Origin of the sequence: Mycolicibacterium confluentis, from assembly GCF_010729895.1 — a bacterium.
Lineage (GTDB): Bacteria > Actinomycetota > Actinomycetes > Mycobacteriales > Mycobacteriaceae > Mycobacterium > Mycobacterium confluentis.
The window spans coordinates 4,328,037-4,354,055 of the sequence record NZ_AP022612.1 but is presented as its reverse complement, the minus strand read 5'-3'; the positions used below and the strand labels follow the sequence as shown (position 1 = coordinate 4,354,055).

21 protein-coding genes are annotated in these 26,019 nt (G+C 67.5%); 10 read left to right on the top strand and 11 right to left on the bottom strand.

Annotation, left to right across the window (positions count from 1 at the left end):
* Positions 1-21: 21 nt before the first annotated feature.
* Positions 22-1,032, top strand: a complete 1,011-nt coding sequence (gene fgd / locus G6N34_RS20635) for a glucose-6-phosphate dehydrogenase (coenzyme-F420) (protein WP_085151631.1) — start codon at positions 22-24, stop codon at positions 1,030-1,032.
* A gap of 122 nt (positions 1,033-1,154) precedes the next feature.
* Here the strand turns inward: fgd and G6N34_RS20630 are convergent, their stop codons facing one another.
* Genes G6N34_RS20630 through G6N34_RS20620 form a run of 3 tightly spaced genes read right to left on the bottom strand, consistent with a single transcriptional unit; the run spans position 1,155 to position 3,795 of the window.
* The gene (locus tag G6N34_RS20630; protein ID WP_085151630.1) at positions 1,155-1,943 is read right to left on the bottom strand and encodes a GntR family transcriptional regulator; all 789 of its coding nucleotides are present in this window, start codon (positions 1,941-1,943) and stop codon (positions 1,155-1,157) included.
* Positions 1,944-1,959: 16 nt separating this feature from the next.
* Positions 1,960-2,736 (bottom strand): 3-oxoacyl-ACP reductase FabG, encoded by a 777-nt coding sequence (gene fabG, locus G6N34_RS20625; protein ID WP_085151629.1) that lies wholly within the window; start codon positions 2,734-2,736, stop codon positions 1,960-1,962.
* Positions 2,737-2,745: 9 nt separating this feature from the next.
* Positions 2,746-3,795: a phosphotransferase enzyme family protein gene (locus G6N34_RS20620; protein WP_085151628.1), complete on the bottom strand. Its 1,050-nt coding sequence runs from the start codon at positions 3,793-3,795 to the stop codon at positions 2,746-2,748.
* Positions 3,796-4,084: 289 nt separating this feature from the next.
* Between G6N34_RS20620 and G6N34_RS20615 the strand changes: the two genes are divergently transcribed.
* Positions 4,085-5,659, top strand: coding sequence for an APC family permease (locus tag G6N34_RS20615; RefSeq protein WP_085151627.1), 1,575 nt, complete (start codon positions 4,085-4,087; stop codon positions 5,657-5,659).
* A 62-nt stretch (positions 5,660-5,721) separates the two neighbouring features.
* On the top strand, positions 5,722-7,044 hold the full coding sequence (locus G6N34_RS20610) for an aspartate aminotransferase family protein (RefSeq protein ID WP_234812867.1): 1,323 nt from the start codon (positions 5,722-5,724) through the stop codon (positions 7,042-7,044).
* On the opposite strand, the gene G6N34_RS20605 is transcribed toward G6N34_RS20610, so the two are convergent.
* Genes G6N34_RS20605 through G6N34_RS20590 form a run of 4 tightly spaced genes read right to left on the bottom strand, consistent with a single transcriptional unit; the run spans position 7,045 to position 13,620 of the window.
* The gene (locus G6N34_RS20605) at positions 7,045-8,763 is read right to left on the bottom strand and encodes an ArnT family glycosyltransferase (protein WP_234812866.1); all 1,719 of its coding nucleotides are present in this window, start codon (positions 8,761-8,763) and stop codon (positions 7,045-7,047) included.
* A 4-nt stretch (positions 8,764-8,767) separates the two neighbouring features.
* On the bottom strand, positions 8,768-10,657 hold the full coding sequence (locus G6N34_RS20600) for a hypothetical protein (protein WP_085151624.1): 1,890 nt from the start codon (positions 10,655-10,657) through the stop codon (positions 8,768-8,770).
* A 10-nt stretch (positions 10,658-10,667) separates the two neighbouring features.
* Positions 10,668-12,110, bottom strand: a complete 1,443-nt coding sequence (locus G6N34_RS20595; RefSeq protein ID WP_085151872.1) for a glycosyltransferase — start codon at positions 12,108-12,110, stop codon at positions 10,668-10,670.
* Positions 12,103-13,620 carry a hypothetical protein gene (locus G6N34_RS20590; RefSeq protein WP_109788456.1) on the bottom strand — a complete coding sequence of 506 codons (1,518 nt, stop codon included), beginning with the start codon at positions 13,618-13,620 and terminating at the stop codon, positions 12,103-12,105. Before G6N34_RS20590 ends, G6N34_RS20595 begins: the two co-directional genes overlap by 8 nt.
* Before the next feature lie 248 nt (positions 13,621-13,868).
* Here G6N34_RS20590 and pta point away from each other — a divergent pair, with 248 nt between their 5' ends.
* Both pta and G6N34_RS20580 read left to right on the top strand, forming a co-directional pair.
* The gene (gene pta / locus G6N34_RS20585) at positions 13,869-15,944 is read left to right on the top strand and encodes a phosphate acetyltransferase (protein ID WP_085151622.1); all 2,076 of its coding nucleotides are present in this window, start codon (positions 13,869-13,871) and stop codon (positions 15,942-15,944) included.
* A 3-nt stretch (positions 15,945-15,947) separates the two neighbouring features.
* Entirely contained in the window at positions 15,948-17,159 is a 1,212-nt protein-coding gene (locus G6N34_RS20580; protein WP_085151621.1) for an acetate kinase, read from the top strand.
* Positions 17,160-17,258: 99 nt separating this feature from the next.
* Here the strand turns inward: G6N34_RS20580 and G6N34_RS20575 are convergent, their stop codons facing one another.
* The 3 genes from G6N34_RS20575 to glnX are packed head-to-tail and all read right to left on the bottom strand — an operon-like array spanning position 17,259 to position 21,811.
* The gene (locus G6N34_RS20575) at positions 17,259-19,511 is read right to left on the bottom strand and encodes a serine/threonine-protein kinase PknG (RefSeq protein WP_085151620.1); all 2,253 of its coding nucleotides are present in this window, start codon (positions 19,509-19,511) and stop codon (positions 17,259-17,261) included.
* Positions 19,512-19,520: 9 nt separating this feature from the next.
* A complete protein-coding gene (locus G6N34_RS20570) occupies positions 19,521-20,492 on the bottom strand; it encodes a glutamate ABC transporter substrate-binding protein (protein WP_179965785.1) in 972 nt (323 codons plus the stop codon).
* On the bottom strand, positions 20,489-21,811 hold the full coding sequence (glnX, locus tag G6N34_RS20565) for a protein kinase G-activating protein GlnX (RefSeq protein ID WP_085151619.1): 1,323 nt from the start codon (positions 21,809-21,811) through the stop codon (positions 20,489-20,491). Before glnX ends, G6N34_RS20570 begins: the two co-directional genes overlap by 4 nt.
* Before the next feature lie 153 nt (positions 21,812-21,964).
* Here glnX and G6N34_RS20560 point away from each other — a divergent pair, with 153 nt between their 5' ends.
* Positions 21,965-22,474, top strand: a complete 510-nt coding sequence (locus tag G6N34_RS20560; protein ID WP_085151870.1) for an NUDIX hydrolase — start codon at positions 21,965-21,967, stop codon at positions 22,472-22,474.
* Here the strand turns inward: G6N34_RS20560 and thiE are convergent.
* Positions 22,460-23,131, bottom strand: a complete 672-nt coding sequence (thiE, locus tag G6N34_RS20555; RefSeq protein WP_085151618.1) for a thiamine phosphate synthase — start codon at positions 23,129-23,131, stop codon at positions 22,460-22,462. The two genes, G6N34_RS20560 and thiE, sit on opposite strands and share 15 nt — an antisense overlap.
* Before the next feature lie 143 nt (positions 23,132-23,274).
* On the opposite strand from thiE, the gene thiO reads away from it, so the two are divergent.
* The 4 genes from thiO to G6N34_RS20535 are packed head-to-tail and all read left to right on the top strand — an operon-like array spanning position 23,275 to position 26,018.
* Positions 23,275-24,294: a glycine oxidase ThiO gene (thiO, locus tag G6N34_RS20550; protein ID WP_085151869.1), complete on the top strand. Its 1,020-nt coding sequence runs from the start codon at positions 23,275-23,277 to the stop codon at positions 24,292-24,294.
* Complete coding sequence (gene thiS / locus G6N34_RS20545; protein ID WP_085151617.1) at positions 24,291-24,488, top strand: sulfur carrier protein ThiS; 198 nt, start codon at positions 24,291-24,293, stop codon at positions 24,486-24,488. The genes thiO and thiS overlap by 4 nt, the downstream gene beginning before the upstream one ends.
* Positions 24,481-25,239, top strand: coding sequence for a thiazole synthase (thiG, locus tag G6N34_RS20540; protein ID WP_085151616.1), 759 nt, complete (start codon positions 24,481-24,483; stop codon positions 25,237-25,239). The genes thiS and thiG overlap by 8 nt, the downstream gene beginning before the upstream one ends.
* Complete coding sequence (locus G6N34_RS20535; RefSeq protein ID WP_264016726.1) at positions 25,236-26,018, top strand: SGNH/GDSL hydrolase family protein; 783 nt, start codon at positions 25,236-25,238, stop codon at positions 26,016-26,018. Before thiG ends, G6N34_RS20535 begins: the two co-directional genes overlap by 4 nt.
* Position 26,019 lies beyond the last annotated feature (1 nt).

Sequence of the window (26,019 nt, the reverse complement as noted above, 5' to 3'; positions counted from 1 at the left end):
ATGTGGAGTAGAAAGGACATTGTGGCTGAACTCAAACTGGGATATAAGGCTTCGGCGGAGCAGTTTGCGCCGCGCGAACTCGTCGAACTTGCGGTGGCCGCCGAAGAGCACGGGATGGACAGTGCCACGGTCAGCGACCACTTCCAACCGTGGCGCCACGAGGGGGGCCACGCACCGTTCTCGTTGGCCTGGATGACCGCGGTCGGAGAGCGGACCAAGAACCTACAGTTGGGCACGTCGGTGCTGACGCCGACGTTCAGGTACAACCCTGCCGTCATCGCGCAGGCCTTCGCCACCATGGCCTGCCTGTACCCGGGCCGGATCTTCCTGGGCGTCGGCACGGGAGAGGCGCTCAACGAGATCGCCACCGGCTACGTCGGGGAGTGGCCGGAGTTCAAGGAACGCTTCGCGCGACTCCGTGAGTCGGTCAAGCTGATGCGCGAACTGTGGCTCGGCGACCGGGTGGACTTCGACGGCGAGTACTACCGCCTCAAGGGCGCCTCGATCTACGACGTTCCCGAAGGCGGTGTGCCGGTCTACATCGCCGCCGGCGGGCCCGTGGTGGCCAAGTATGCGGGCCGCGCCGGTGACGGCTTCATCTGCACGTCGGGCAAGGGCGAAGAGCTGTACAAGGACAAGCTCATCCCGGCCGTCAAGGAGGGCGCCGAGGCCGCCGGGCGCAACGCCGACGACATCGACCGGATGATCGAGATCAAGATCTCCTACGACACCGACCCGGATCTCGCGCTGGAGAACACCCGGTTCTGGGCCCCGCTGTCGCTGACCGCTGAGCAGAAGCACTCGATCGACGACCCGATTGAGATGGAGAAGGCCGCCGACGCGCTGCCCATCGAGCAGGTGGCCAAGCGCTGGATCGTCGCCTCGGATCCGGATGAGGCCGTGGCCAAGGTCAAGCAGTACGTGGACTGGGGGTTGAACCACCTGGTGTTCCACGCACCCGGCCATGACCAGCGGCGGTTCCTGGAACTGTTCCAGCGCGATCTCGAGCCGCGGCTGCGCAAGCTGGGCTGAGTTTCCGCCGACATCTCCGCTGCGAACGGCCGCGTTGGTACGCGACACGCCGCGATTTCCCGTACAGACGCCCCGCGGACCCCAGCCCCCTCGCGGGTGAGTAAGGGGGCTCGCGGGCAGAGTTAGACAGCGAGCTCCACTCGGCCGTCGGTACCTCGCCGCTCGCGGTGTGCGGGCGTGATCTCCGCGGTCGACATCGTGGCGGTCAACCGGACCCGGTCCGCGCGGAACAGGTCGTAGGCGTACTCGAACGGCCGGCCGCGGGCATCGCGCGCGACCCTGGTGATCGCGAGCAGCGGCCTGCGTTGGGCGATCTCGAGCCACAGCGCCTCCCGCGGGCTGGCACTGACCACCTCGATGGTCTCGGTGATGCTGGCCGGGACCAGGCCGTAGCGGATCCGCAGCAGCTCGTAGAGCGAGCCGCCGAGTGGCTGCTCCAGCAGGTCCCGAACCTGTTCGGCGACAAAGCACGCCTGGTCCACCGACAACGGCACACCGTCGGCGCACCGGATCCGACGGATCAGGAACACCTCGGCGTCGCTGGCGATTTCGAGTGCCGCCGCCTCGGCTGGCGTCGCCGTCCTGCGGTCCGTCGCCAGCACCCTGGTGGCGCTGGTGTGCCCGCCGGAGTGAAGCCGCGCGGGCAGTCCGGCCAGTTCGGCCGCCCTGCGCTCGACGATGTCGGCGCGCACGAACGTGCCTCCGCCGCGGCCGGTTCGGCGCTCCAGCACCCCGGCCTGACTCAGCGGCAGCAGCGCGCTGCGCAGCGTTGCGCGGGACACCGCAAACGACGCGGCCATCTCACGTTCGGTGCCCAACCGCGAGCCGGGCCGCAGGTCCCCACGCGCCAGCATCGACAGAATCCGCCGACGGACGTCCTCGGCGACGGGCCCCCCGGCCGACTCCTCCACGGCCTGCAGCCTGCCGCTAGGGGGTCACCGCGTCCGGGGACTCGGGCAGCACCTGCCCGCCGTCCACGGCGATGGACTGTCCGGTGATGTATCCGGCCTCCCGGGTGGCCAGGAACGCCGCGAGGTGGCCGATGTCCTCCGGTGTGCCCAGCGCACCGGCCGGGATGCTGCGGGTCATTCCCGCGAGGTAGTCCGGTCCCATGTCCGCCAGGCCCTCGGTCAAGATGTTGCCGGGCAGGATCGCGTTGACCGTGATGCCATGGGGTGCCAGTTCGATCGCGGCCGTGCGCATGAAGCCCAACTGCGCGGACTTGGACGCACCGTAGTGCGACCAGCCGGGAAAGCCGGTGATGGGGCCGGTGATCGACGACGTCAGGATCACACGCCCAGAGCCCGAGGCGGTCAGCGCGTCGAGGCAGGCCTGTACGGCGTAGAAGGTGCCCTTGACGTTCACGCCGAGCACCTCCTCCAACTGTTCGGGGGTCATGGTGGACAACCGCGCGTCGGGGAAGATGCCTGCGTTCGCGCACAGCACGTCGATGCCGCCGAACGCGTCGGTGACGGCCTCGGCCAGCGCCGTGCACGAGTCCCGGTCGCTGACGTCGGCACGCACCGCGATGACCTTGCCGGAGCCCAGTCCGTCCAAGTCGCCCACACACGTGTCGAGTTGGTCCTGCGAGCGCGCCGACACCGCGACGTTGGCGCCCGCTTTGGCGAAGACTGTCGCGATTCCGCGACCGATGCCCTTGCTGCCCCCAGTGATCAACACCGAGCGGCCCTGAAGGTCGAACATGGGATTCTCCTATCTGGTCGCGTGCTGGTCGGCGCGGGCGATGGCTTCTGCCAGCCAGTCCGGCTCGTCGAGGTAACGGTGGGCCAACGCGGCTGTACCCGTGGCGAATTCGGGTCCGACGGCGATGGCCGCATCGGCGTCGTGATGCGAGGCGGTCCACGCCGTGAGATGGATGCGGCGCAGCATCACGAACGTCGGGATCATCGCCAGGTCCTCTGGCGGAAGGGGTCGGCGGGTCAGGTACCCCGAGAGCCAGTCGGAGACGATCCGTTCCGCGGCTGGGGTGTCCTCGATCCACGACACCACCGCACCCAAATCGGCGAGGTGCCAGGACCACCCGCAGTCGTCGAAGTCGATCACGGTGATGCCGCTCTCGGGTGCGTTCGGGTCGACCATCAGGTTGGCCAGGCGCAGGTCGGCGTGGACCAGGCCGAACCGGTCGGGGTCCATGCCGAATTCCGTGAGCCTGCCGGTGATCTCGGTGGCGGCCCGTTCGATCACCGCGCGATCGGAGGCGGTCAACGCATGCGCCGCCCTCCAGTCACCCCAGCGGGCATGCGGGCCCAGAATGGCGTCGAGGTCCCAGCGGAACCTGGTGAAGTGTGCGGGTGCGGTCCAGGACTGCACGTGTTGGTGCATGATCGCCGTCAGCTCGCCCAGTGCGTCGAATCCGACCACGTCGGGGTCCTCTTCAGCCGTGCACCCCGCGATGTAGCTCACCGCGTCGACGTACAGCATCCGGTCGCCCACGTGCGCGGCCGTCACCGGTTCACCCGTCACGGTCGGAACGAGTTCCGGTGTGCGCACGGAAGTCTGCGTGCGCAGGGCGGCCATCCAATCCAACTCGGATCGGATCTCCTCCACGCTGTGGTAGCCGGGGCGATGCACCCGCAGCACCACCGGTTCGTCGTCGCACCCCTCGTCACCCCCTACGTCGCCCACAAGGTAGGTCGCGTTCTCCGAGAGGCTGAGCAGTCGCAGGGGCGTGTCCGGGGCGCGTCCGTAGGCGCCCAGGGCCGCCCGAGCGAAGCGCTCGTGGTCTTCGGGCAGTCCAGGCATAGGGGAGATTCTGGACCAGAACGCGACGTCGAGCAGACCAAAAAAGACGATTTAACATGGACGTTTCATCGCGGACACGTCCTGCAACATGTGGTGCACTGACAGCGTTCTCACAGCTAATTTTTGGAGTTGACCAGCATTCCTCGGGTCAGTAGCTTCTGTCGTCATCGTGCGACAGAGTCGTCAGCGATTGCATCCACACCGCCCCGGAACAGCTTGCAGTGCCGGGGCTTCGGCAATACCAGACCAATTAGGGGGCTGGTATTCGGCGCAGTCAGGCGGGATCACAATGAGCGAGACCATCGACACCCCTTCCGCTGGATCCGGTTCTCCCGGATCCAGCGCATCCGTACAACGACTCAAACCCAACGCCGTGGGCCTGGTCGGCGTGCTCTTCATGGCCGTGGCCACGGCCGCACCGATCACCGCGATGGTCGGAAACGTGCCCATCGCAGTCGGTTTCGGAAACGGTGCGTACGCCCCGGCGGGATATTTCGTCGCGACGATCGTCCTGACCCTGTTCGCCATCGGCTACGCCGCCATGAGCAGGCACATCACGGCGACCGGTGCGTTCTATGGATACATCTCGCACGGCCTGGGCCGAATCGTCGGTCTGGGCGCGGGATTCCTCACCGCACTGGCGTACATGGTGTTCGAGGCGTCCCTGATCGGCATCTTCTCGTTCTTCGGCAACGATCTCTTCAAGTCGTTCTTCGGGGTTGATGTGCCATGGATCGTGTTCGCGGTCGTGATGCTCGCGGTCAACACGGTGCTGACCTACTTCGACATCAACCTCGCGGCCAAGGTGCTCGGAGTCTTCCTGATCACCGAGATCATCATGCTCGCGCTGATGGCGGGTTCGGTGCTGTTCACCGGAGGTGGCCCGCAGGGTTGGTCGTGGGGATCGCTCAACCCGCTGAACGGTTTCACGAGCCTGTCCGGTGAGGTCGCGGGAACCGACGGCAGCATGATCACGGTCGCGGGATCCGCCGGTGTCGGCCTGTTCTTCGCCTTCTGGTCGTGGGTGGGATTCGAGTCGTCGGCCATGTACGGCGAGGAGTCCCGCAACCCGAAGAAGATCATCCCGATCGCGGTGGTCAGTTCGGTCGTCGGCATCGGCGTGTTCTACGTGCTGGTGTCGTGGTTGGCGATCGTCGGGACCGGCCCGGAGAACGCCGTCGCCCTGGCGCAGGACGCGTCGACCGCCGGCGACATCTTCTTCACGCCCGTGCACGAACACTTCGGCATGTGGGCCGTCGACATGTTCAAGATCCTGCTGATGACCGGATCGTTCGCGTGTGGCATGGCGTTCCACAACTGCGCCGCGCGCTATCTGTACGCCCTGGGCCGTGAGAATGTCGTCCCGGGTATGCGCCGGACCATCGGAGCCACGCACCCGGTGCACGGATCGCCCCACATCGCCGGGTTCGTGCAGACCGGATTCGCGACGGTGGTGGTGCTGTTCTTCGACCTCACCGGCCGCGACCCGTACACGGGCCTGTATGGCCTGATGGCCCTGCTCGGCACGACGGCCATCATGATCGTGCAGGCACTGGCTGCGTTCTCGGTGATCTCGTACTTCCACGTGCACAAGAACCATCCCGAGACCGCGCACTGGTTCAAGACGTTCCTGGCGCCGCTTCTCGGCGGTCTCGGCATGGCGTACGTGATCTACCTGTTGACCAAGAACGCGTCGTTCGCGGCCGGGGCGGCCGCGGGTGACTGGGTCTTCAGCGCCATCCCGTTTGTGGTCGGCGCGGTGGGTGTGGCCGGTATCGTGTTGGCCATCTACCTCAAATATAAAGATCCGCAGCGCTATTCGGATCTGGGCCGGACCGTTCTGGAGGAGGCGCACGAACGGTGACGCCCACGCCGCACGCGCATTGACACCACTTCAGCGAGAGACAGGAATGAGGAGCCGGGAAAATGGTTTCCGCACAGGGGTTTTCCAACATCATGGATTCCAACAGCTACAGCGGTGGCCAGGGCCTCGATCCCGACTCCGAATCACTGATCGCCTCGCGCGATCGGGTGCTGGGCCCGGCGTACCGGCTGTTCTACGAACGGCCGGTACACCTGGTCCGCGGCCAGGGCACGCGGCTTTTCGACGCGCAGGACACGCCGTACCTGGACGCCTACAACAATGTCGCCAGCGTCGGGCACTGTCATCCGCGCGTGGTCGCCGCGGTGACGCGCCAGCTTGGACTGCTCAACACCCACACCCGCTATCTGCACGACGGCATCGTCGGCTACTCGCAGCGCCTGCTGCAGACCATGCCCGACGAGGTCGACCAGGTGATGTATGCGTGTACCGGTTCGGAGGCCAACGACCTCGCCCTGCGCGTGGCGCACATGGCCACGGGCGCAACAGGAGTGATCATCACCAGCGACGCCTACCACGGCAACACCGAAGCGGTGACCGCGATTTCGCCGTCGATCGGCGGGGCGACCAGCGTCGGCGCCCATGTGCGCACGGTGCCGGCGCCGGACGCGTACCGGTGGGGGGAGGAGACCGCGTCGCGGTTCCTGGCCGCTGTCGAGGACGCCATCACCGATTTGCGGGCCGCCGGTTACGGGTGCAGTGCGTTGATCGTCGACACCATCTTCTCCTCGGACGGCATCCATCCGGATCCAACGGTGCTGGCCCCCGCGGTGGCCGCGGTGCGCAGGGCCGGCGGGGTGTTCATCGCCGACGAGGTCCAGCCGGGATTCGGCCGGACCGGTGACGGAATGTGGGGATTCACCCGCCACGGCGTGACGCCCGATCTCGTGACTATGGGCAAGCCGATGGCCAATGGACTGCCGGTGGCGGCGATGGCCGCGCGGTCGGAGGTGTTGTCGGCGTTTGCGCGCGGCGTGCCCTACTTCAACACCTTCGGTGGTAACCCGGTGTCGATGGCCGCCGCCGGCGCCGTGTTGGACGTGATCGAGGACGAGGGCCTGATCGACAACGCCGCACGGGTCGGCGAAGCGTTGCGCACCGAACTGGCCGCGCTGGCGGCCGACAACCCGACCATCGGCGAGGTGCGCGGCGCGGGGTTGTACATCGGTGTCGAAGTGGTCGACGACGCAGGCGTGGCCGATCGCGCGAGGGCCCACACGATCGTCAATGCCATGCGGGAGAAGCGCGTGCTGATCTCGGTGTGTGGGCGGGACGGCAATGTGCTGAAGATCAGGCCGCCGCTGGTGTTCTCGTCCTCGGACGTGGACTGGTTCTGCTCGGCGTTTGCGGCGGTGCTGGTGGGCTGATCACCCCGTCGACGCCGACGGCTCGTCGACCACCGACGAGGGGGGTTCGATGACCTCATAGACGCGAAACCGCTCGTCGCCGGTGGCGCCGTAGACGGTGAGCGCCAGCATTCCGATCCCGGCACCGTCGGCCCATATAGTCGGGTATCGCCGGTTGACGGCGTCCGCGTCGGTCACGGTTGGATTGACCGCGACTATGTATCGAACTCCGAAGTCCCACGGCCGATTCAGGGCAGCCCTGAAGTCGTAGTCACTGGTGATGACGAACTGGTGGGGGCGGTCGGACTCCAACCAGACCCCCCAGGTGACGAAGCTGTCCATGAGGACCGAGCCGTCCGGCAGGTTCCGTCGGTCGAAGTAGTCGGCCAGTGTGCGGTCGGTGACCAGGAGGCGCCGATACCACTGGCCCTCGCTGGATTCATCGCCGTCGCGGATGAGCGACATGAGGCCGAACTGCAACTGCTGGTTGCCGATCCGCGGGTCAGCGGAGGCCAGCAGCGTCACTGGGAAGCCGACCGCAATCGACAGCGAGATCAGCACAGCGCCCAGTTTCGCCACCGGAGTGCCGGTGTGCCATCGCGTCGGCCGCTCGGCACCGGGACGCCAGCAGGTCATCGCGATGCACAGCACCAGCGGGACTGCCATCAGGTAGAACCTGAACCAGCCGAAGGTGAGCGACGAGTATTGACCCCACATCGTGAACAGGACCATGGGGCCGATCGCGGCGACTGCGACCAGATGTTCGACCCTGCGGGTAAGCACGGTGAGTGCCACCGCGCCGGCGACCGCGATGACGACGAACGGCTGCATGCCGAGCAGACGGGCCGAGATCACGACCCAGTCCGAGGACGCTGCCAGGCCCTGTGGTCCGCCGTGGCTTGCCGCGGCAGACACCTGACTCTCGTTGCCGTACTGCGACGAGACCGTCGCGAAAAGCTGGTCACTGACGATCCATCCGGTGATCGCCCATATCGCCGCGCTCAGAACGATCGGGAAGGCCACGATGCTGACGGACAGCAGCAGGTTCGCGAGCCGTTCGCCCGGCGGTGGGCGCAGCCAGGCGAGGACGGCGATCAGCAGCATGACCCCGCATACGGCAGGGACGAGTTCGTATCGGGCGAGATATCCGACTCCCAAAGCGATTCCGGCCCAACCGAGGTGTCCAGGCCACTGGGAATCCACCCACAGCAGGAGGTAGCGGACCGCCCACAGGACGCAGAACATCTGCGCCGCCTCGCTCATCCCGGATGCCCCGTAGACGATGATCGCCGGCTGTAGCGCGAAACATCCCACTGCCAACCACACCCACGCGGTACCCAGCCCTCGGTCCAGCGCGATCCGGCGGATCATCACCGCGGCCGCGGCCATGAACATCGAGCTTTGAATGACACCGGCCAGACCGTGTGTCTTGAGCGCCGGCCACCAGTGACTCAGGCCCATCAGCGGAATCTGAACGAGGCTGGGAAGGGGATTCCAGACGAACCCGATGGCCGAGAGATGCGCATGACGACTCATCACCGCGTAACCCGCGTTGGCCACCCGACTCGGGGAGTCGGGATCGAAGAGGTTGTAGCGCAGGACCAGCACTGCGCCGATGGCGAAGTACAACGCAGTCAGTCCGGCGAACAGTGCCAGGCCCACTGTGCGTCGGGGTCGGTGCGGCGGGCGCTCCACCGGGGCTGGGGTCGGAGCGCTCGGCGCCGATGCGGCGATGGTCACGGGCCTATTCGCGATTGCGGTTTCGACGGCGGGTCAGCACTGCGGCAACGGCGCCGATCACCAGCAGCGTCCCGATCAGCCCGGAGGCCACCGCCCACCACCGCCACCCGTCACCGGGATACTCGTTGACCAGCGCACCGCCCTCCCGCACGGTGAGATTCACAGGGACGCCGGCCGCCCCGGTCGCGACCACATCACCGGTCAGCGACGCCCAGCGCCCCTCCAGGCCGCGGATGTGGTCGAAGGTTCGCTCGATCAGTTCCGCGGAACCACTGATCGCCAACACGTTGCGGTCCGCAGCGGTGAACGCCTGGATGACGCCCACCGGCCCATTCAGATTCATCCCGGTGACGGGAAGGCCGCTGACAAGGATGGTGTGGTCGGCTCCGGTCAGCAGCGGTGCGTTCAGCCCCGCGTCGCGCAGCACGTCGCCCGGGGCAACGACGAGCAGGCCGGCGCCCGACCCACCGGTCTCGGCCAGCGGGGTCAACCGCGGCTGCAGAATCACACTGGACTGTTGGCCCATCAGGTTGATCGCGTGGGAGGCGTACCGAATGCCGTGCGCATCGGTGACTGCCACATCGAAGTCCGGGGTGAAGGCACCCGGCAGCACCGGGAACCCACCGCGGTTGTCGGTGCCCGGTGTGACGGTGACCGTCGACGCCGGATTCAGGGTGAAAGTGATTCGATCCGACGGCGGTGCGCACTGCTGCTGCGGTACGTAGCGCAGTTCGACGGCTATTCCGACGTTGGACGTGATGGATTCCTTGGGGATGTCACCGGTGACATCGAGTTGTCCTGAGTCGTCGAGCACCCGGGAGGCGACGATGGTCGATCCGGACCGGATCACCACCGAACCCTCACCACGGACGATCGGCGTGTAGTTGGCCAGCACGTGGATCCTGGCGTGCTGGACGGGTCCGACTCCGAAGGCCGCGGTGTCGAAACCGACATACTGAGTCGTGCTGCCCTGCACGGACGTTGAAGTGGTCATCCCGAGTTCGTCGAAGGTCTTGATGGTGGTGGTCTTGGGCTTGTCGTCCACGACCGAATCGACGCTCGCGGCGGCGGTTTGGGCCAGTGCCACTCGTCGGTCGGCGAACAGCTGGGTCTGGTTGAGCAGGTCGGTGCCGGAGCCAGAGATCACCAGGGCCGCCTCGGGGGTGCCGGGATGCTCGATGAACATGCCGGAATCCGCGCTGTGCCGGATGTCCACCACTCGTTGCAGCGGGCCCCCTGGTGGGGTGATCTCGGCGGAGGTGTCCACGTCGATGCGGACGGGGATCGGCCGATACAGGTGCGTGAGTTTGGCGACGAGGCTCAGCGCTGCCTGCTGCACATCGGTGGCGGGGTCCGGCCCGACCCGGATCACGATGCGTTCGAGATAGCCAGGCAGGAAGTCGGCGATCGTGGCGGGGTTGGGCACGTCGCCGGAGAACACGGTGGCGAGCTGGGTGAGGGCCACGGTGGGTGGGCGAGTGCAACCGTCGACGTGTTGATTACCGTCACGCAGAACGAAACTCAGCTTGGCCTTGCCCTCGACGATCTTGGCGTTGGCGGTGTCGACGGCGAACCACACGGTGCTCTGGTCCGCGGGTACGACGATGCCGCCGAGCACCATACCGGCTGCGTCGACTACGTCGACCCGCCCCGCGACCACGTTGACCACCGATCCGATGAATCCGGTCAGCACGGTTGGCACCACGCCGGGCGGCACCGGAAGGGCGACGTCGTTGGGCTGGTCGGAACCGACGATGTCGATTCGATCGGGCAGCCCGAGTTGCCGCCAGCCGATACCGGGGTTCTCCTCCGGTTCGGCAACGGCAAAGGTGGCGTTCGCGACGGCCGTCACGGCCACCGCGAGAGCGGCGAGAAGTCTGAGCAGAAGGAACATGTCGGCGCTGTCATTTCTGTAGCGAGTAGGGAATGGCCAGTCCGTGCACCGTCTTCTCCCAGAAGAACGGACGGAAGATCAACTGGTAGATCGCCTTCAATGCGGCGACCGACTGCAGGAACCAGTACAGCGGAATGAGCAGGGCCGCCCACCACAGGTACGGCTTGCCGAGCACCTGCGCGACGATCAGCTCGATGAAGATGAACAGCGGCGTCCCGATGATGAAGGTGGCAAGGCAGATGTAGTAGGTGAACGGCGGGAACAGCGTCGAGATCATCGAGGGGTGACCGAGAATCCAGATCAGCATCGTCGACCAGAAGACCAGGTTCAGGGCGCTGGTGATCGGAATCGCCCCGGTCATGTTGACCAGCCTCAGTAGGGCCACGGTGCCGATCTCCCGGCGCAACTGCAGCGGGTGACGAAGGTGGACGAACGTGGTCTGCAGGTAACCCTTGTACCAACGGGAACGCTGCCTGATCCAGTTCACGACATCGGAATTGGCCTCTTCAAGAGTGGTGGAGTCGAGGATCAGGGTCTTGTACCCGTGTCGCGCCAACCGGACGCCGAGGTCAGCGTCCTCGGTGACGTTGAACTCGTCCCACCCGCCGACCGCATGCCAGACCCGGGCTGGCATGTGGTTGGAGGTCCCGCCGAGAGGCACGACGCAGCCGGCGTTCTCGACCGCGGGCAGCACCAGGCCGAACCACTGGTCGTATTCCAATGAGAACCAACGCGTCAGCAGATTCTGGCGTTCGTTGAAATAGGCGAGTCGAGCCTGCAGGCACCCGACGTCCTCGGGCAGGTTCCGGAAGGCCGCCACCGCACGCCGAAGTTGCAGCGGGTCGGGGATGTCCTCGGCGTCGTAGATGGTGACCAGCTCACCTCTGCGGTCTGGGAGGAGCATCCCGTAGTTACAGGCCTTCGGCTTGGTCTTGGGCATGCTGTGGGGCACGAGGACGATGCGGATGTTCTCCAACGGCAGGCTGGACAGCGCGTTCTGCGTCTCGGTGTCGTCCTCCTCCACCAGCAGCAGCAGTTCGAGTCGGTCGCTGGGGTAGTCGAGTCGGCAGACGCCGTTGATCAGGTCCTCCACAATCTTGGGCTCGTGGTAGACCGGCAGCAGCACCGTGTAGACGGGCAGTTCGTCGTCGGGAATCGACAAGGCCTGCTCGTCGCTGATGGTGACGAAGGATGGGGAGCGAAGTCCCTTGAGAATCAGAAGGTTTCGGTCGACGGTCGACACCAGGTACACCAGTGCCGTCGCCGTCAACAACAGGACCGGAAGGTACCCGGGCGCCAACACGCTCAGACCGGCGATGAGGACCGCTGCCACGCCCAGACGCTTCAGTGACCTGCCTTGCAGCACAGTGCGCGCCGACAGGTGCGGGGGCAGGTGCGGTCGAGGGAGATGCGGTAAATGCAGGTGGGGTCGGTGTTGGTGGTCCTCACCCATCGCGGCCACTGGTCTCCGTGATCACACGGACCACCTCGGCAGCACGGTGCATCACGCTTGGGTTCAGCTCTCCGGCGTCGGATGATTGACGGCGCGACAACCACAGGGTCGGATCGATCAGGGTGTTGGAGATCGACAGCGGGCGCGGCATGGGGGGTGGCTCGTGCGACGTCTGCGACTGGTTGACCAGCACCGTGACACGTTCGTAGGCGTCCGGCGTGCGCCACAGCCATGTCACGGCGTACCAATGCTGTTCGGCGTCGCTGGTTGCGATGTCGGGATTGTTGTAGACGACCCGAGATCCGTTGGGGGCGCCCAGTTCCGGATCCGCCGGGCGATAGTTCAGCGGTTCTGCCGAGGGGTACCAGACGGCGTCGGTGTAGTCCCGCAGCCCGGCCAGATTGGAGCTGGTCATGACATCCACCACGGCCGGGGGGCTCCCGTCGGGGACGGGAGCGGTGTACCGGGTCAGGGACGCGTCGGGGCCCAGGAACCGACTGATGAATGGAATGGGCGTCGGCTGGAGCAACCCTGCGTTCGTCACCCAGTCAGCGGGTGCCGACGCCGGCGCTGCGGGTGGGCTCTGCAGTGGATGCGCGGCCAGCATCCCGAGCGAACCGAGGGTGAGCAGCACGATGGTTCGGGGCGAGCGGTGCAGTGGCGGCGGTGTGCTGCCCCCGATGCGCAGGGGGTTGGCCGCGGGGCGCAGCGGGTAGAGGAGAGCGGCGCACAGCACAGGCACCGCGCCCCCGGCGATGAGGACCAGGATCGTCAGACCGACCACTCCATCGAGGGTCGTCGTGGTGATGGCGGCGAGCAGGAGACAACCGGCGGCAGCGGCGATGCGCCAGTGCAGCGCGATTCCGCGGCCGCACAGGAAGACTGCCGTCGCCCCCAGTGCCGCGGCGACCATCGCGGCGTCAGCGTCGGAACCGCCCAAGTGCGCGACCGCGAGTTGGGAGGGCAGCGGTGTCAGGCAGCACAGCAGGAACGCCCCTGCCGCCCACGCCCGAAACACTCGTCGCGAACCTGCCACCACCACCGCGCAACAGGCGATCCAGAAGGCGACGCCCACCAGGTCGAGGTGCCAGAGCGCGGCGACGGTTGGTCCGCGCTGGGTGAACAGGTGGATGCCTACGAGACCACCCACGCCGAGCAGTACGGCGAGGATCCAGTCTGACTCCGAGTCCCCGACGCCGTCATTGCAGGATCGATAACTGCTGACGATGAGGAGGATGAGCACCGGAACGGTCAGCAGATACGCATTGCGTGATCCGTTCAGCACGTCGGCCACCACGCCGGCGAAGACGAACATGTAACCGACGCCGGTGAGTGCCACAATCGCGGCGACCTGCGGCCAGAAGCTGTCTGAACCCTGTGCTGCCGTGGCGGGCGCGGGCGCTTCCGCCTCGGCGCTGCCGTTGGGATGGTCAAGTTTGTTGCTGTTGGTAACGAGTTTGTTGGCGGAGTTCTGCGGTGGCGGGTGCAAGATATTTGCTGAAATCGTCATGTCGCATCCTTTGTCGCAGCGCCGAGGCCGGACAATGAGAACATATGCGCAGCTAAAGCACCTAGGGACTTCGGTCACAATCGGGAGTCGCAGCCCTGTGAGCTTCGCCACAATATGCATGTAATGTTATAAGTTCGAGATCCGCGGTTCAGCTTTAAGTTTGCCAAAATGGCGCTAATGCGTGCACACGCCTGGCATGGAGAGTGGCTGCCGCTTGGGGTGGGTGCGGCGCGTGCGAGGCTGGAGACATGGTGGACAACGGCCGCGCCTCCGGCATCTACATCGCGTCGCCGGAAGGTGACACCGGAAAGTCGACGATTGCCTTGGGCATCCTGCGCCGACTGGCCGCGACCGCGCCCCGCGTGGGCGTCTTCCGGCCCATCACCCGACTCGGCGAGGACCGTGACTACATCCTCGACCTCCTCCTCGACCACACCACCGCGGGACTGAGCTACGAACAATGCGTCGGTGTGAGCTATCAGCAACTGCATGAGGACCCCGACGCCGCGATGGTCGCGATCGTCGACCGGTATCACGCCGTCGCGGATCTGTGCGACGTCGTGGTGATCGTGGGAAGCGACTACACCGACATCGCGAGCCCGTCCGAACTGTCGGTCAACGCCCGGATCGCGGCCAATCTGGGTGCACCGCTGGTTCTCGCCGTCCATGGCAAGAAGCGCACGCCCGACGACGTCGCGCAGTTGGTCGGGCTCTGTCTCGACGAGATCTCCAACCAGCACGCGCACACCGCGGCCATCGTCGCCAACCGCTGCGATCCGGAACAGTTGGCGGCGGTGGCCGAGGCACTGAGTCGATTTGCGCCCAGGTCCTACGTCCTGCCGGAGGAGCCGCTGTTGGTGGCACCGTCGGTCGGCGAACTGCGGGATGCCGTCTCGGGAACGCTGATCAACGGTGCCGACGCGCTGCTGGGCCGCGAGGCGATGGGTGTGCTGGTGGCCGGCATGACCGCCGAGCATGTGTTGGAACGGCTGAGCGAAGGGATGGCGGTTATCACCCCCGGGGATCGGTCGGACGTCGTGCTCGCGGTCATGAGTGCGCATGCGGCAGAAGGCTTTCCGTCGCTGTCCACCGTGATCCTCAACGGTGGCCTGCCGCTGCACCCGTCGATCGCGGCGCTGGTCGACGGCCTCGGCCTGCGCCTGCCGATCATCACCACCGACCTGGGCACCTTCGACACCGCGAGTGCGGTGGCCGGGACGCGCGGGCGCGTCACGAAGACGTCGCACCGCAAGATCGACACGGCCATCGAACTCATGGAACAGCACGTGGACATCGACGACCTGCTGACGGTGTTGTCGATCTCGATCCCCACCGTCACCACACCGCAGATGTTCACCCACGAGCTTCTGTGCCGGGCCCGAGCTGCACGCAGGCGGATCGTGCTGCCCGAGGGTGAGGATGACCGCATCCTGGCGGCGGCGGGCCGACTGCTGCAGCGCGGCGTCGCCGATCTGACGATCCTCGGCGAGGAGACCCAGATCCGCTCGCGGGCGGCAGAACTCGGCGTCGACCTGTCGGCCGCAACCCTTCTCAATCCGAAGACCAGCGAGTACTGCGATCAGTTCGCCGAGCAGTATGCCGAGCTTCGCAGGCACAAGGGCGTCACGGTCGAACAGGCCCGCGAGATCATCCACGATGTCTCGTACTTCGGCACCATGCTGGTGTACAACGACCTCGTCGACGGCATGGTGTCCGGCGCCGCGCACACCACGGCGCACACCGTGCGCCCCGCCCTCGAGATCATCAAGACGCAACCCGACGTCTCCACGGTGTCGAGCATCTTCCTGATGTGCCTGGCCGACCGCGTGCTGGCCTACGGGGACTGCGCGATCGTGCCCGACCCGACGGCCGAGCAGTTGGCCGACATCGCGATCAGTTCCGCGCGCACCGCGGCCCAGTTCGGCATCGATCCCCGGGTTGCGATGCTGTCCTACTCGACGGGGAGTTCGGGCACCGGCGCGGACGTCGACAAGGTGCGCACCGCGACCGAACTGGTGCGACAACGCGCACCTGAACTTCTTGTGGAGGGGCCCATTCAATACGACGCGGCCGTCGAACCCTCCGTCGCCGTCACCAAGATGCCGGACTCGCCCGTGGCCGGACGTGCCACGGTGCTGATCTTCCCGGACCTCAACACCGGCAACAACACCTACAAGGCCGTGCAGCGCAGTGCCGGGGCGATTGCGATCGGTCCGGTGCTGCAGGGTCTGAACAAGCCTGTCAACGACCTGTCCAGGGGTGCACTGGTCGAAGACATCTTCAATACCGTGGCGATCACGGCGATCCAGGCGCAGAAGGGCTGAGCAGTGCAGCGAACAGTTCTGGTGTTGAACTCTGGCTCCTCGTCGGTGAAATACAGCCTCGTGCAACCGGAGTCGGGGGTGTCGGTGGCCAACGGGATCATCGAGCGGATCGGGGACGACCACTCGCTGGCGCGCCTCGAGTTCGGCGGTCTCAAGGTCGAGCGGGAACGGTCGGTGGCCGATCACGAGGCCGCGCTGCGCCTGACGTTCGATCTGTTCGCCGAGGTCGGTGGGCACCTCGGAACCCTCGGACTGGTCGCCGTCGGGCATCGGGTGGTCCACGGCGGACGGGATCTCTACCAGCCGACCCTGATCGACGACGCGTTCGTGGCGAAGATCGACGCACTGTCCGCGCTTGCGCCCCTGCACAATCCGCCCGCGGTCCTGGGCATCGAGGTTGCGCGCAGAATCCTGCCCGACGTCCCGCACGTCGCGGTGTTCGACACCGCGTTCTTCCATGACCTGCCCGAGATGGCGGCGACGTACGCGATCGACCGCGAGGTCGCGCAGCGTTGGCAGATCCGCCGGTACGGCTTCCACGGCACGTCGCACGAGTACGTGAGCCAGCAGGCCGCGAAGTTCCTCGACGTCCCGCTGTCCCAGCTCAACCAGATCGTGCTTCATCTGGGCAACGGGGCCTCGGCCTCGGCGATCGCGGGTGGCCGGCCGGTGGACACCTCGATGGGGATGACGCCCATGGAGGGTCTGGTGATGGGCACCCGCAGCGGCGACATCGACCCGGGCCTGGTCTTCTACCTGGCCCGTACCGCGAAGATTCCGGTCGAAGAGATCGAGTCGATGCTCAACCGGCGCTCCGGAGTGCGGGGATTGGCCGGGGTCAACGATTTTCGCGAACTGCACAAGGCCATCGACGCCGGATCCAGCGACGCGCGACTGGCCTACGAGGTCTACATCCACCGTCTGCGCAAGTACATCGGCGCCTATCTGGCGGTACTGGGTGACACCCACGCGATCACGTTCACCGCGGGCGTCGGTGAGAACGACGCGCACGTGCGGCGTGACGCCCTGACGGGGCTTGCGCCGCTCGGGGTGGAGATCGACGAGCATCTCAACGACAGTCCGGCGCGCAGTGCGCGGGTGATCTCCGCGGAGAACTCGCCGACCAAGGTGCTGGTCATCCCCACCGACGAGGAGTTGGCCATCGCGCGGGCGTGCGCCGCGGTGGTGGATCCAGGGGATGCGGACGGCGAGTGACCACTCCGTTCTTCGCGAGCGCCCGTCTTTGTACGGGTTGACCCGGCGTGTTGCGTACAGACGCCCCGCAAGCGGGGACCCCAGGGCGCTCGCGGGAATTTAGAACGTGCTCATCGGGCGGACCGTATTGGCCATGTCCACCAGTGCGTACCGATGCTCGCGGGTCGGCGCCTGCCGCGCGAGCGCCCGCAGGGAGGCCTCGACGCCCAACTGCAGACCGTGCTGGGTGAACGGGAAACCCAGGATGTGATTGGTGCTGGCCTCGTTGTCGGCGATCCAGTCCAACGCGGTGCCCAACACGAGCGCGCGGATCTGCAGTACGCGGGGCTCGGATTCGGGCAGCACCTCGACGCGGCGCGCGGCATCGCGAATCTGCTGTTCGGTGACCTCGCTGATCGACCGTCCCGACAGCAGCGTCACCGCGCTGGTGAGCCGCGCGGTCGTGAAATGCCGGGACGTCGGCGGAACCTGATCCAGTGTCTTGACCGCGGCCTCGCGTTCCCCCTCGGCCGACTGTGCGCGGGCCAGGCCGAAACCCGCCGACACGACGCCGTTGTCGGTGTTCCACACGGTTTTGTAGAACTTGGCCTCGTCGGTGCTGCGGGCCAGTTCGGCCGTCGCGGCCAACGCCAGCTTGGGGGCGATCTCGCCGGGCAGCATGTCCAGGACTTCGGTGAAATGCTTTGTCGCCGAGTCGTAGTCGGCCGTCAGGAGTTCTGAGACGGCGCGGAACCAGACCAGCCGCCACCGCCAGCCGACCCGCTCGGCCAGGTCGTCGAGTTTGCGCGTGGCCTTGGCGACATCGCCGAGGTCCAGCAGGGCCCGGACCTCCATGAGAGGGAGTTCCACCGAGTTGCCGAGGTCGATCCCGTCGGAGTCCAGCGTGCCGTGGCGTGCCGCGCGCAGCGAATCGAGGGTCTGCACGGGCTGGGACAGCAGGGTCGCGCTGAGCACCGTGGCCCCGACGTCGGTGGGGTCGACCAGCGGAACCGGCAGGGCCGTGACGATTTCGGCCGCCGTCAGCTTCTCCGAATGCGGCTTGCCGTCGAGGTACACATCGGTGTGCGCGACCAGCAGGTCCACGCCGAACGTCGCGCGCGACGGACTGAACACCGTCGACAGACCGGGTCGGGCCACCCCGGTGTCGTTGGCCACCACCTCGCGCAGCACGCCGAGGAGTTGCGAGGACATCTCCTCGGTGGTGGCGAACCGCCTGCGAGGGTCGGGATCGATCGCGCGGCGCAGCAGGCGGCCGAAGCTGTCGTATCGGGTCAGCACCGGATCGTCGTCGGGCAGGCCGTCGACGTAGCGTCCGTTCTTGGTGCGCAGTTTCAGCGTCAGTGCGGCCAGGGTGCGGCCCACGGTGTAGATGTCGGTCTGGACGGTGGGGCCCGTGCGCACGATCTCGGGAGCCTGGTAACCCGGTGTGCCGTACAGGTATCCGAACGAGTTGATCCGCGACACCGCGCCGAGGTCGATCAGCTTGAGCTGTTCCTCGGTCAACATGATGTTCTCGGGCTTGAGGTCGTTGTAGCACAGGCCGATCGAGTGCAGATAGCCCAGCGCGGGCAGGATCTCGAGCATATAGGCGATGGCCTGGGCCACCGGCAGTCGTTCGCTGCTGCTCGGCTTCAGCGAGGTTCCGCCGACGTATTCCATGACGATGTAGCCGACCGGCTCGCCGTGGCTGTCGGGATGCTCGACGAAGTTGAAGATCTTGACGATCGACGGGTGCGCAACCTCGGCCAGGAACTGACGTTCGGCCATCGCGATGGCCTGGGCCTCGGCGTCACCCGAATGCACCAGACCCTTGAGCACCACGGGTCGTTCGTTGACGTTGTGGTCCACAGCCAGGTACACCCAGCCCAGTCCGCCGTGTGCGACACACCCCTTGATCTCGTACTGGTCGGCGACCATGTCTCCCGCAACCAGTTGCGGCAGAAACGAATACGCGCTCCCGCAGTATGGGCACCAGCCCTCGGACAGGGCTTCGCCGTCCGCGCTGGAGCGGCCCACCGGCTTACCGCAGTTCCAGCAGAACCGCTTGGACTCGGCGACCACCGGGTTGCTCATCAGCGCCGCGAGTGGGTCGATCTCGGGGACGCGCGGGATCTCGACGAGTCCGCCGCCGAGGCGCCGGGTGGGGGCGATCGTGCGGGTGATCGCTGTCGGATGGTCCTGCGGTTCGGTGCCCGCGGTCGAGAAGTCGTCGTCATCGTCGAAGTTTGGCCGGAAGATCGCCTGCGTGGCCATGGGGCGCAACGTCGACGTCGAGTCGAACTCGACCTCCGCAGGCTGGGTGAACGGGCCCTCGTCGGTCGAGTCGGTCGTGTCCTCGTCGTGTTCGCTCATGTCCACCCCCTAGTCCACATACCGGGCGGTCGGGGGAGCGGGTACCGGGCCGAGGACGCTCAACCATTTGCGGTACAACGTGTTCCACGTGCCGTCGCGCCGAATCCGGTCCAGTGTCCCGTTGACGAACCGGACCAGCGGCGTGTTCTCCAGGTTGATGCCGATGCCGTAGGGTTCCTGCGCCATGCTCGGGCCGACGATGTGCAGGAAGGGGTCCTGGGCGGCCAGGCCCGCCAGGATCGTGTCATCGGTGCTGATGGCCGCGACCTGGCGCTGTTGGATGGCCACCAGGCAGTCGGCCCAGGTGACCACCGAGATGATGATCGGCGCCGGGGAGATCTGCTGAATCCGTTTGAGCGATGTGGTGCCGTCGACCGCGCACACCCGGCGCCCGGACAGATCGGAGGCCTGGCTGATCGCCGAGTCCCTGGGCACCAGAATGCGTTGGTAGGCGGTCAGATACACCGTCGAGAAGTTGACCTGCTCGCGGCGTTCACAGGTGATGGTCATGGTCTTGACCACGATGTCCACCTGGTTGTTGCGCAGTGCGTTGATGCGGTCGGCCGACGACAGGATCCGGTACTCGACCTGCGTCGGGGTGCCGAAGATGTCGCGCGCCACCTCGCCGGCGATGTCCACGTCAAACCCGGTGATCTCGCCGGTGATGGGATCGCGGAAGGAGAACAGGTTGGAGCCGATGTCCAGCCCGACGATCAGGCGCCCACGGTTGCGGATGTTGGTCACCGCGTCCTTGGCGTCCTCCCGGTTGGTGAACGGGCGCAGGCTCGCGGTGCGATCGCAGTCGTCGTTGGTCGCCGGCGGAGGCGCGATCTCCGGGGGGAGTTCCTGCAGTCCGGCGGGAGTGGGTGGCGACAGCGTCAACGTCGGGACCACCGCCTCCGGCGGCGCCTGCCCGCAGGCAGTGGCGCCGGTCAGCACGACCGCCGCCACGGACGCACACATGCTGCGCCAGCGGTTCATCGGTACTCCGACATCCGCGGCCACAGTCCCAGGGCCACCGCCATTGCGGCGCCCAGAGACAACACCACCCCGCCGATCGTCGCGCCGGACAGCACGCGGCGGGCGCTGGCGATGTCACTGCGCAACTGGCTGCGGCTCTCCTGGATGCCCGCGCTCAGGGCGGACTCCAGCTTGTCGAAGGCCGGCGTCGAATCGTCCTCTCCCGTACCGAGCGCCACCTGGGTGGCGGCCTGATAGTTGCCCACCGAGATGTAGGCGTTGATCCGCTCGTCGGCGGCGCGCCACCGGGCCAGCAGGGTGTTGGCGTTGGCCAGGTCGGTCTTGTCGATCGAGTCCTCCTGTTCGAGGTAGTCCGCGAGTTGACGCTGCATGTCCTCGATGCGCTGGTAGTAAGACTGCTTACGGATATCGGCGTCGCCGCGGCGGATCAACGACAGGGTCTCGTCGGCGCGGGCCTGCTGCGCGGTGATCGCCAGGTTGGTGACGGTCTTGAGTGACTCGGCCGCGGTGTCCTTCGCGCTACGGCTCATAGCGGTGGAGATCACCAGCGCCGTGCCCACCCAGATCACCATGATCAGAATCGCCAGCCCGCCGGCGACCAGCCCGATGTTGACCCGTCGCCGGGTGCGCCGGCCCAGCCACCGGTGCGCGAACGCACCGAACAGGATCGTCGCGGTGATCACCAGGATCACCGGTGCCGGAATCCGGGTCGAAGCCGTGGTCTCGCCGTCCACGCGTGAGGACATCTCCTCGTAGAGACGCTGTGCGTCGGGCAGGATCGTGCCCTGCATCAGCGACGACGCCTCCGACAGGTACGACGATCCGACCGGATTGCCCGCGCGGTTGTTCGTCCGGGCCGTCTCGATCAGGCCTGTGTAAACGGCGAGATTGGCGTTGATCCGACCCAGCAGCTGGCTCATGTTCTCGTCGGACAGGCCGCTGGCGGCGCGCGTGAGTGCCGCGGCCGCGTCGGTGATCGCCTGCTCGTAGCGCTGCCGGACCGGGCGCGGTTCGGCACCCGCGATGAACGCAGTGGCGGCCGCGGCGTCGGCAACCGACAGCGTCGTGTACAGCTCGCCTGCGGCGAAGGACAGTGGCTCGGTGTGGTCGAGCACCGTGGTCAGGGCCTGCTGACGGTGGTCGATGGTGGTCGACGTCGCGAACGCGCTCAGCACGCCGAGCATCGCCAGGATGGCGCCGAGCGCGAGAATCCGCCCGGGTGTGGTCCACAGAAACCAGCGGCGCCGAGGCTGATGGGAGGCGGTGGGCGCGCGGGACGCCAGCGGTTCCGTCGACGGGTGCGTCAGCTCCACCGTCACCGTCAACCCACTTTCTGCGGTTTCGTATCTGCGTCAGTAGTCACGATCCTAAGAGCGAGTCTAAGAGCCTCGTGTGACTGATGGGGCGTGATCGCAGGGAGACGCGGCGGACAGCCGCGCACATCCGGGGGACGCCCGCATATTGTGGAGCGCGTGCGTGGTGACGGAGACGGTTGGGTGATTTCCGAGAGCGGCGCCCACTACTGGGGTCGCCACGGCGCGGCCGGACTGCTGTTGCGCGCCGTGCGCGCCGACGGATCGTTCGCGGTTCTGCTGCAGCACCGGGCGCCCTGGAGCCATCAGGGCGGGACCTGGGGCCTGCCCGGTGGTGCGCGCGACAGCCATGAAACGCCCGAACAGGCCGCTGTCCGGGAAGCCCACGAGGAGGCGGGTCTGGCCGCGCATCAGGTCACCGTGCGGACCAGCGTCGTGACTGCGGAGGTCGGTGCGGACGACGGCAGCACCCGCTGGACCTACACGACGGTGATCGCCGATGCGCCGTCGCTGCTCGAGACCGTCCCCAACCGGGAGAGCTCCGAACTGCGCTGGGTTCCCGAGGACGAGGTCGCGCACCTGCCGCTGCACCCCGGCTTCGCGGCCAGTTGGCAGCGGCTGCGCGAGGTCGCGGCGGACATCCCGCTGCCGGGGTCAGCCCAGCTGTAGGGCCGACTTCAGTTCGGCCGCCGCGGCTGCCGGATCCTGCGCCGCGGTGATGGCGCGGACCACCACGATGCGGGTCGCGCCCGCGTCGACCACCTCACGGACCCGCGGCAGATCGATGCCGCCGATCGCGAACCAGGGTTTGTCGGTGCCGGACCGCGCCGCGGCCCGGACCAGGTCCAACCCCGGTGCGGTCCGGCCCGGTTTGGTGGGCGTGGGCCAGCACGGGCCGACGCAGAAGTAGTCCACGGCCTCGTCGATGGCCGCGGCGACCTGCGCCTTGTCGTGTGTGGACCGGCCGATCAGCGGTCGCGCGCCGATGATGTCCCGCGCCACGTGCAACGGCAGGTCGTCCTGGCCGAGGTGCAGCACGTCGGCGTCGGCCGCGCGCGCAATGTCGGCCCGGTCGTTGACCGCGAGCAGCGCGCCATGCCGATGCGCGGCCTCGGCGAGCACCGCCAGCGCATCGAGTTCCTGGGCGGCCTCGAGCGGGCCGAACTCCCGCTCACCGGCCGATCCCTTGTCGCGAAGCTGGATGATGTCGACGCCTCCGGCCAGCGCGGCCTCGGCGAACTCGGCGAGATCGCCCCGCTCACGCCGCGCGTCGGTGCACAGGTACAGGCGCGCGTCGGCCAGTCGGTCCAGGGGGAGTCGGGTCACGGGTAGAGGCTACCCAGAGTGGTTTGAGTACCCTGGACAGGTGAACGCGGGAGTCCGGCGAACCGGGCTGAGAGTGGGCCGAGCGAATCCGGGCCCTTACCGTCGAACCTGATCCGGATCATGCCGGCGATAGGGAGGACAACATGACCGGCGCACCCAGCCTGGCCGTCGTCGGCGGCGGTGTCATCGGTCTCTCCGTGGCGCGCCGAGCGGCGCAGGAGGGGTGGTCGGTGCGCGTGCACCGCAGCCCCCAGACCGGCGCGTCGTGGGTCGCGGGCGGAATGCTCGCCCCGCACAGCGAGGCCTGGCCCGGTGAAGAGGAGCTGCTGCGGATCGGCCTCGAGTCGCTGGAGTTGTGGCGCGCGCAGGGGCCCGGCTCCTATCTGGACGGCCTGCCGCCGAGCGTGGTGACCGCCCGGGAGTCGCTCGTGGTCGCCGTGGACCGCGCCGACGCGGCCGACCTGCGCACCGTCGTCGACTGGCTGGCCGAACAGGGCCACCCCGTGGAGCCGACGACCGCGGCGCGCGACATCGAGCCGCTGCTGGCCCAGGGCATCCGGCATGGATTCACCGCGAGCACCGAACTGTCCGTGGACAACCGCGCCGTGGTCGCCGCGCTGACCGAGCACTGCGAGCGGCTCGGCGTGACCTGGGCCGGGCCCGTGAGCGACCTGTCCGACGTCCACGCCGACCTGCGGGTGGTCGCCAACGGTGTGGACGCGCCGAGCCTGTGGCCCGGGCTCGACATCCGCCCGGTCAAGGGTGAGGTGCTGCGACTGCGGTGGCGCAGGGGCTGTATGCCTGTGCCCCAAAGGGTGATTCGCGCGCGGGTGCACGGCAGACACGTCTACCTGGTGCCGCGGGCCGACGGTGTGGTGGTCGGCGCGACGCAGTACGAGCACGGACGTGACACCGCGCCCACGGTGTCGGGCGTGCGGGATCTGCTCGACGACGCGTGCGAGGTGATGCCGGCGCTGGGCGAGTACGAACTGGCCGAATGCGCCGCGGGCCTGCGCCCGATGACCCCCGACAACCTCCCGATCGTGGGGCGACTCGACGACACCACGCTCGTGGCGGCCGGGCACGGCAGGTCCGGTTTCCTGCTGGCGCCGTGGACCGCGGAACACATTGCAGCCGAACTGAAAGCGAGGGTTGCGGTATGAGGATCCTGGTCAACAACGAAGAGATCGACGTCGACGACAAGACCACGGTCGAAGACCTGGTGGAGCGTCTCGGATACCCCCTGAAGGGCATCGCGGTGGCCGTCGATTGGACGGTGCTGCCCCGAACCGACTGGCACACCGAGCTTTCCGACGGCGCCCGCGTCGAGGTCGTGACGGCGGTGCAGGGTGGCTGAGTCGAAGCTGACCATCGCGGACCGCACCTTCGGTTCGCGCCTGATCCTGGGCACCGGCGGCGCCGCGAACCTCGCGGTCCTCGAGGAGGCGCTGGTCGCCTCGGGCACCGAACTGACGACGGTGGCGATGCGTCGCGTGGACGCCGAGGCCGGCACAGGCGTTCTCGACCTGCTCAACCGGCTTGGCATCACTCCGCTGCCCAACACCGCGGGCTGCCGCGGTGCCGCCGAGGCCGTGCTCACCGCCCAGCTTGCGCGCGAAGCGCTGGAGACCAACTGGGTCAAGCTCGAAGTGATCGCCGACGAGCGCACGCTGCTGCCCGATGCCATCGAATTGGTGCGCGCCGCAGAGCAGTTGGTGGACGACGACTTCATCGTGCTGCCGTACACGACGGACGACCCGGTGCTTGCCCGCCGCCTCGAGGACGTCGGCTGCGTCGCGGTCATGCCGTTGGGCTCGCCGATCGGCACGGGCCTGGGCATCTCCAACCCGCACAACATCGAGATGATCGTGGAGGCCGCGCACGTGCCGGTGATCCTCGACGCCGGCATCGGCACGGCCAGTGACGCGGCCCTGGCCATGGAACTGGGCTGTGACGCGGTGCTGCTGGCCAGCGCGGTCACCCGGGCCGCGGATCCGCCGGCCATGGCCGCCGCGATGGCCGCGGCCGTCACCGCAGGCCACCTCGCCCGACACGCGGGCCGCATCCCCAAGCGGTTCTGGGCCCAGGCCTCCAGTCCGGCCCTGTGACCGCGGGCCGCTACGTCGCGCTCGGCAGTTCGATGGCCGCCGGGCCCGGCATCCCGCCGCGCGTCCCCGGTTCGCCGTGGCCCGCGGCGCGGTCGGCCCGCAACTATCCCCACCTGGTCGCCGCCGAGGTGGGGTTCGACCTCGTCGACGTCACCTACTCGGGGGCGACGACGGCACACCTGCTCACCGACGCGCAGTGGGGTACGCCGCCCCAGATCCAGGCAGTGACGCCCGACGCCGCGCTGGTCACGATGACCATCGGCGGCAACGACATCGGCTATGTGCCGATGCTGTCGGCGGCCGCCGCGCCCGCGCTGCTGCGCCGCCTCCCGGTGCTGGGATCCCGGATGCACGACCTGCTGGACCCGGCGGCCCGCGAGCGCGCGCTTCAGGCGCTCGGTGCCTCGATGCGGGCGGTGGGGACCGCCGTGCGGGACCGTGCGCCGCGGGCCCGGGTGTTCTTCGTCGACTACCTGACCCTGCTGCCCCCGCCCGGGCAGCCCGCGCCGCCCCTGTCCGACGCCGAGGCCGATCTGGGACGACGGCTGGCCACCGGATTGGTGGACGTGACGGCTGAGGCCGCCGCGGACGCGGGCTGCGAACTGGTGCGCGCCGCCGACGCGAGTCGTGCCCACCACGCCTGGTCGACGCAGCCCTGGACCGTTGGGGCCGGGTTCCCGCTGGCCTTTCTGTTCGGCCGCCCTGCGCCGTTCCACCCAAATGCCGACGGTATGCGCGCCGTGGCGGACCTGGTGATCGAGGCTTGGCGGGACGGCTAAC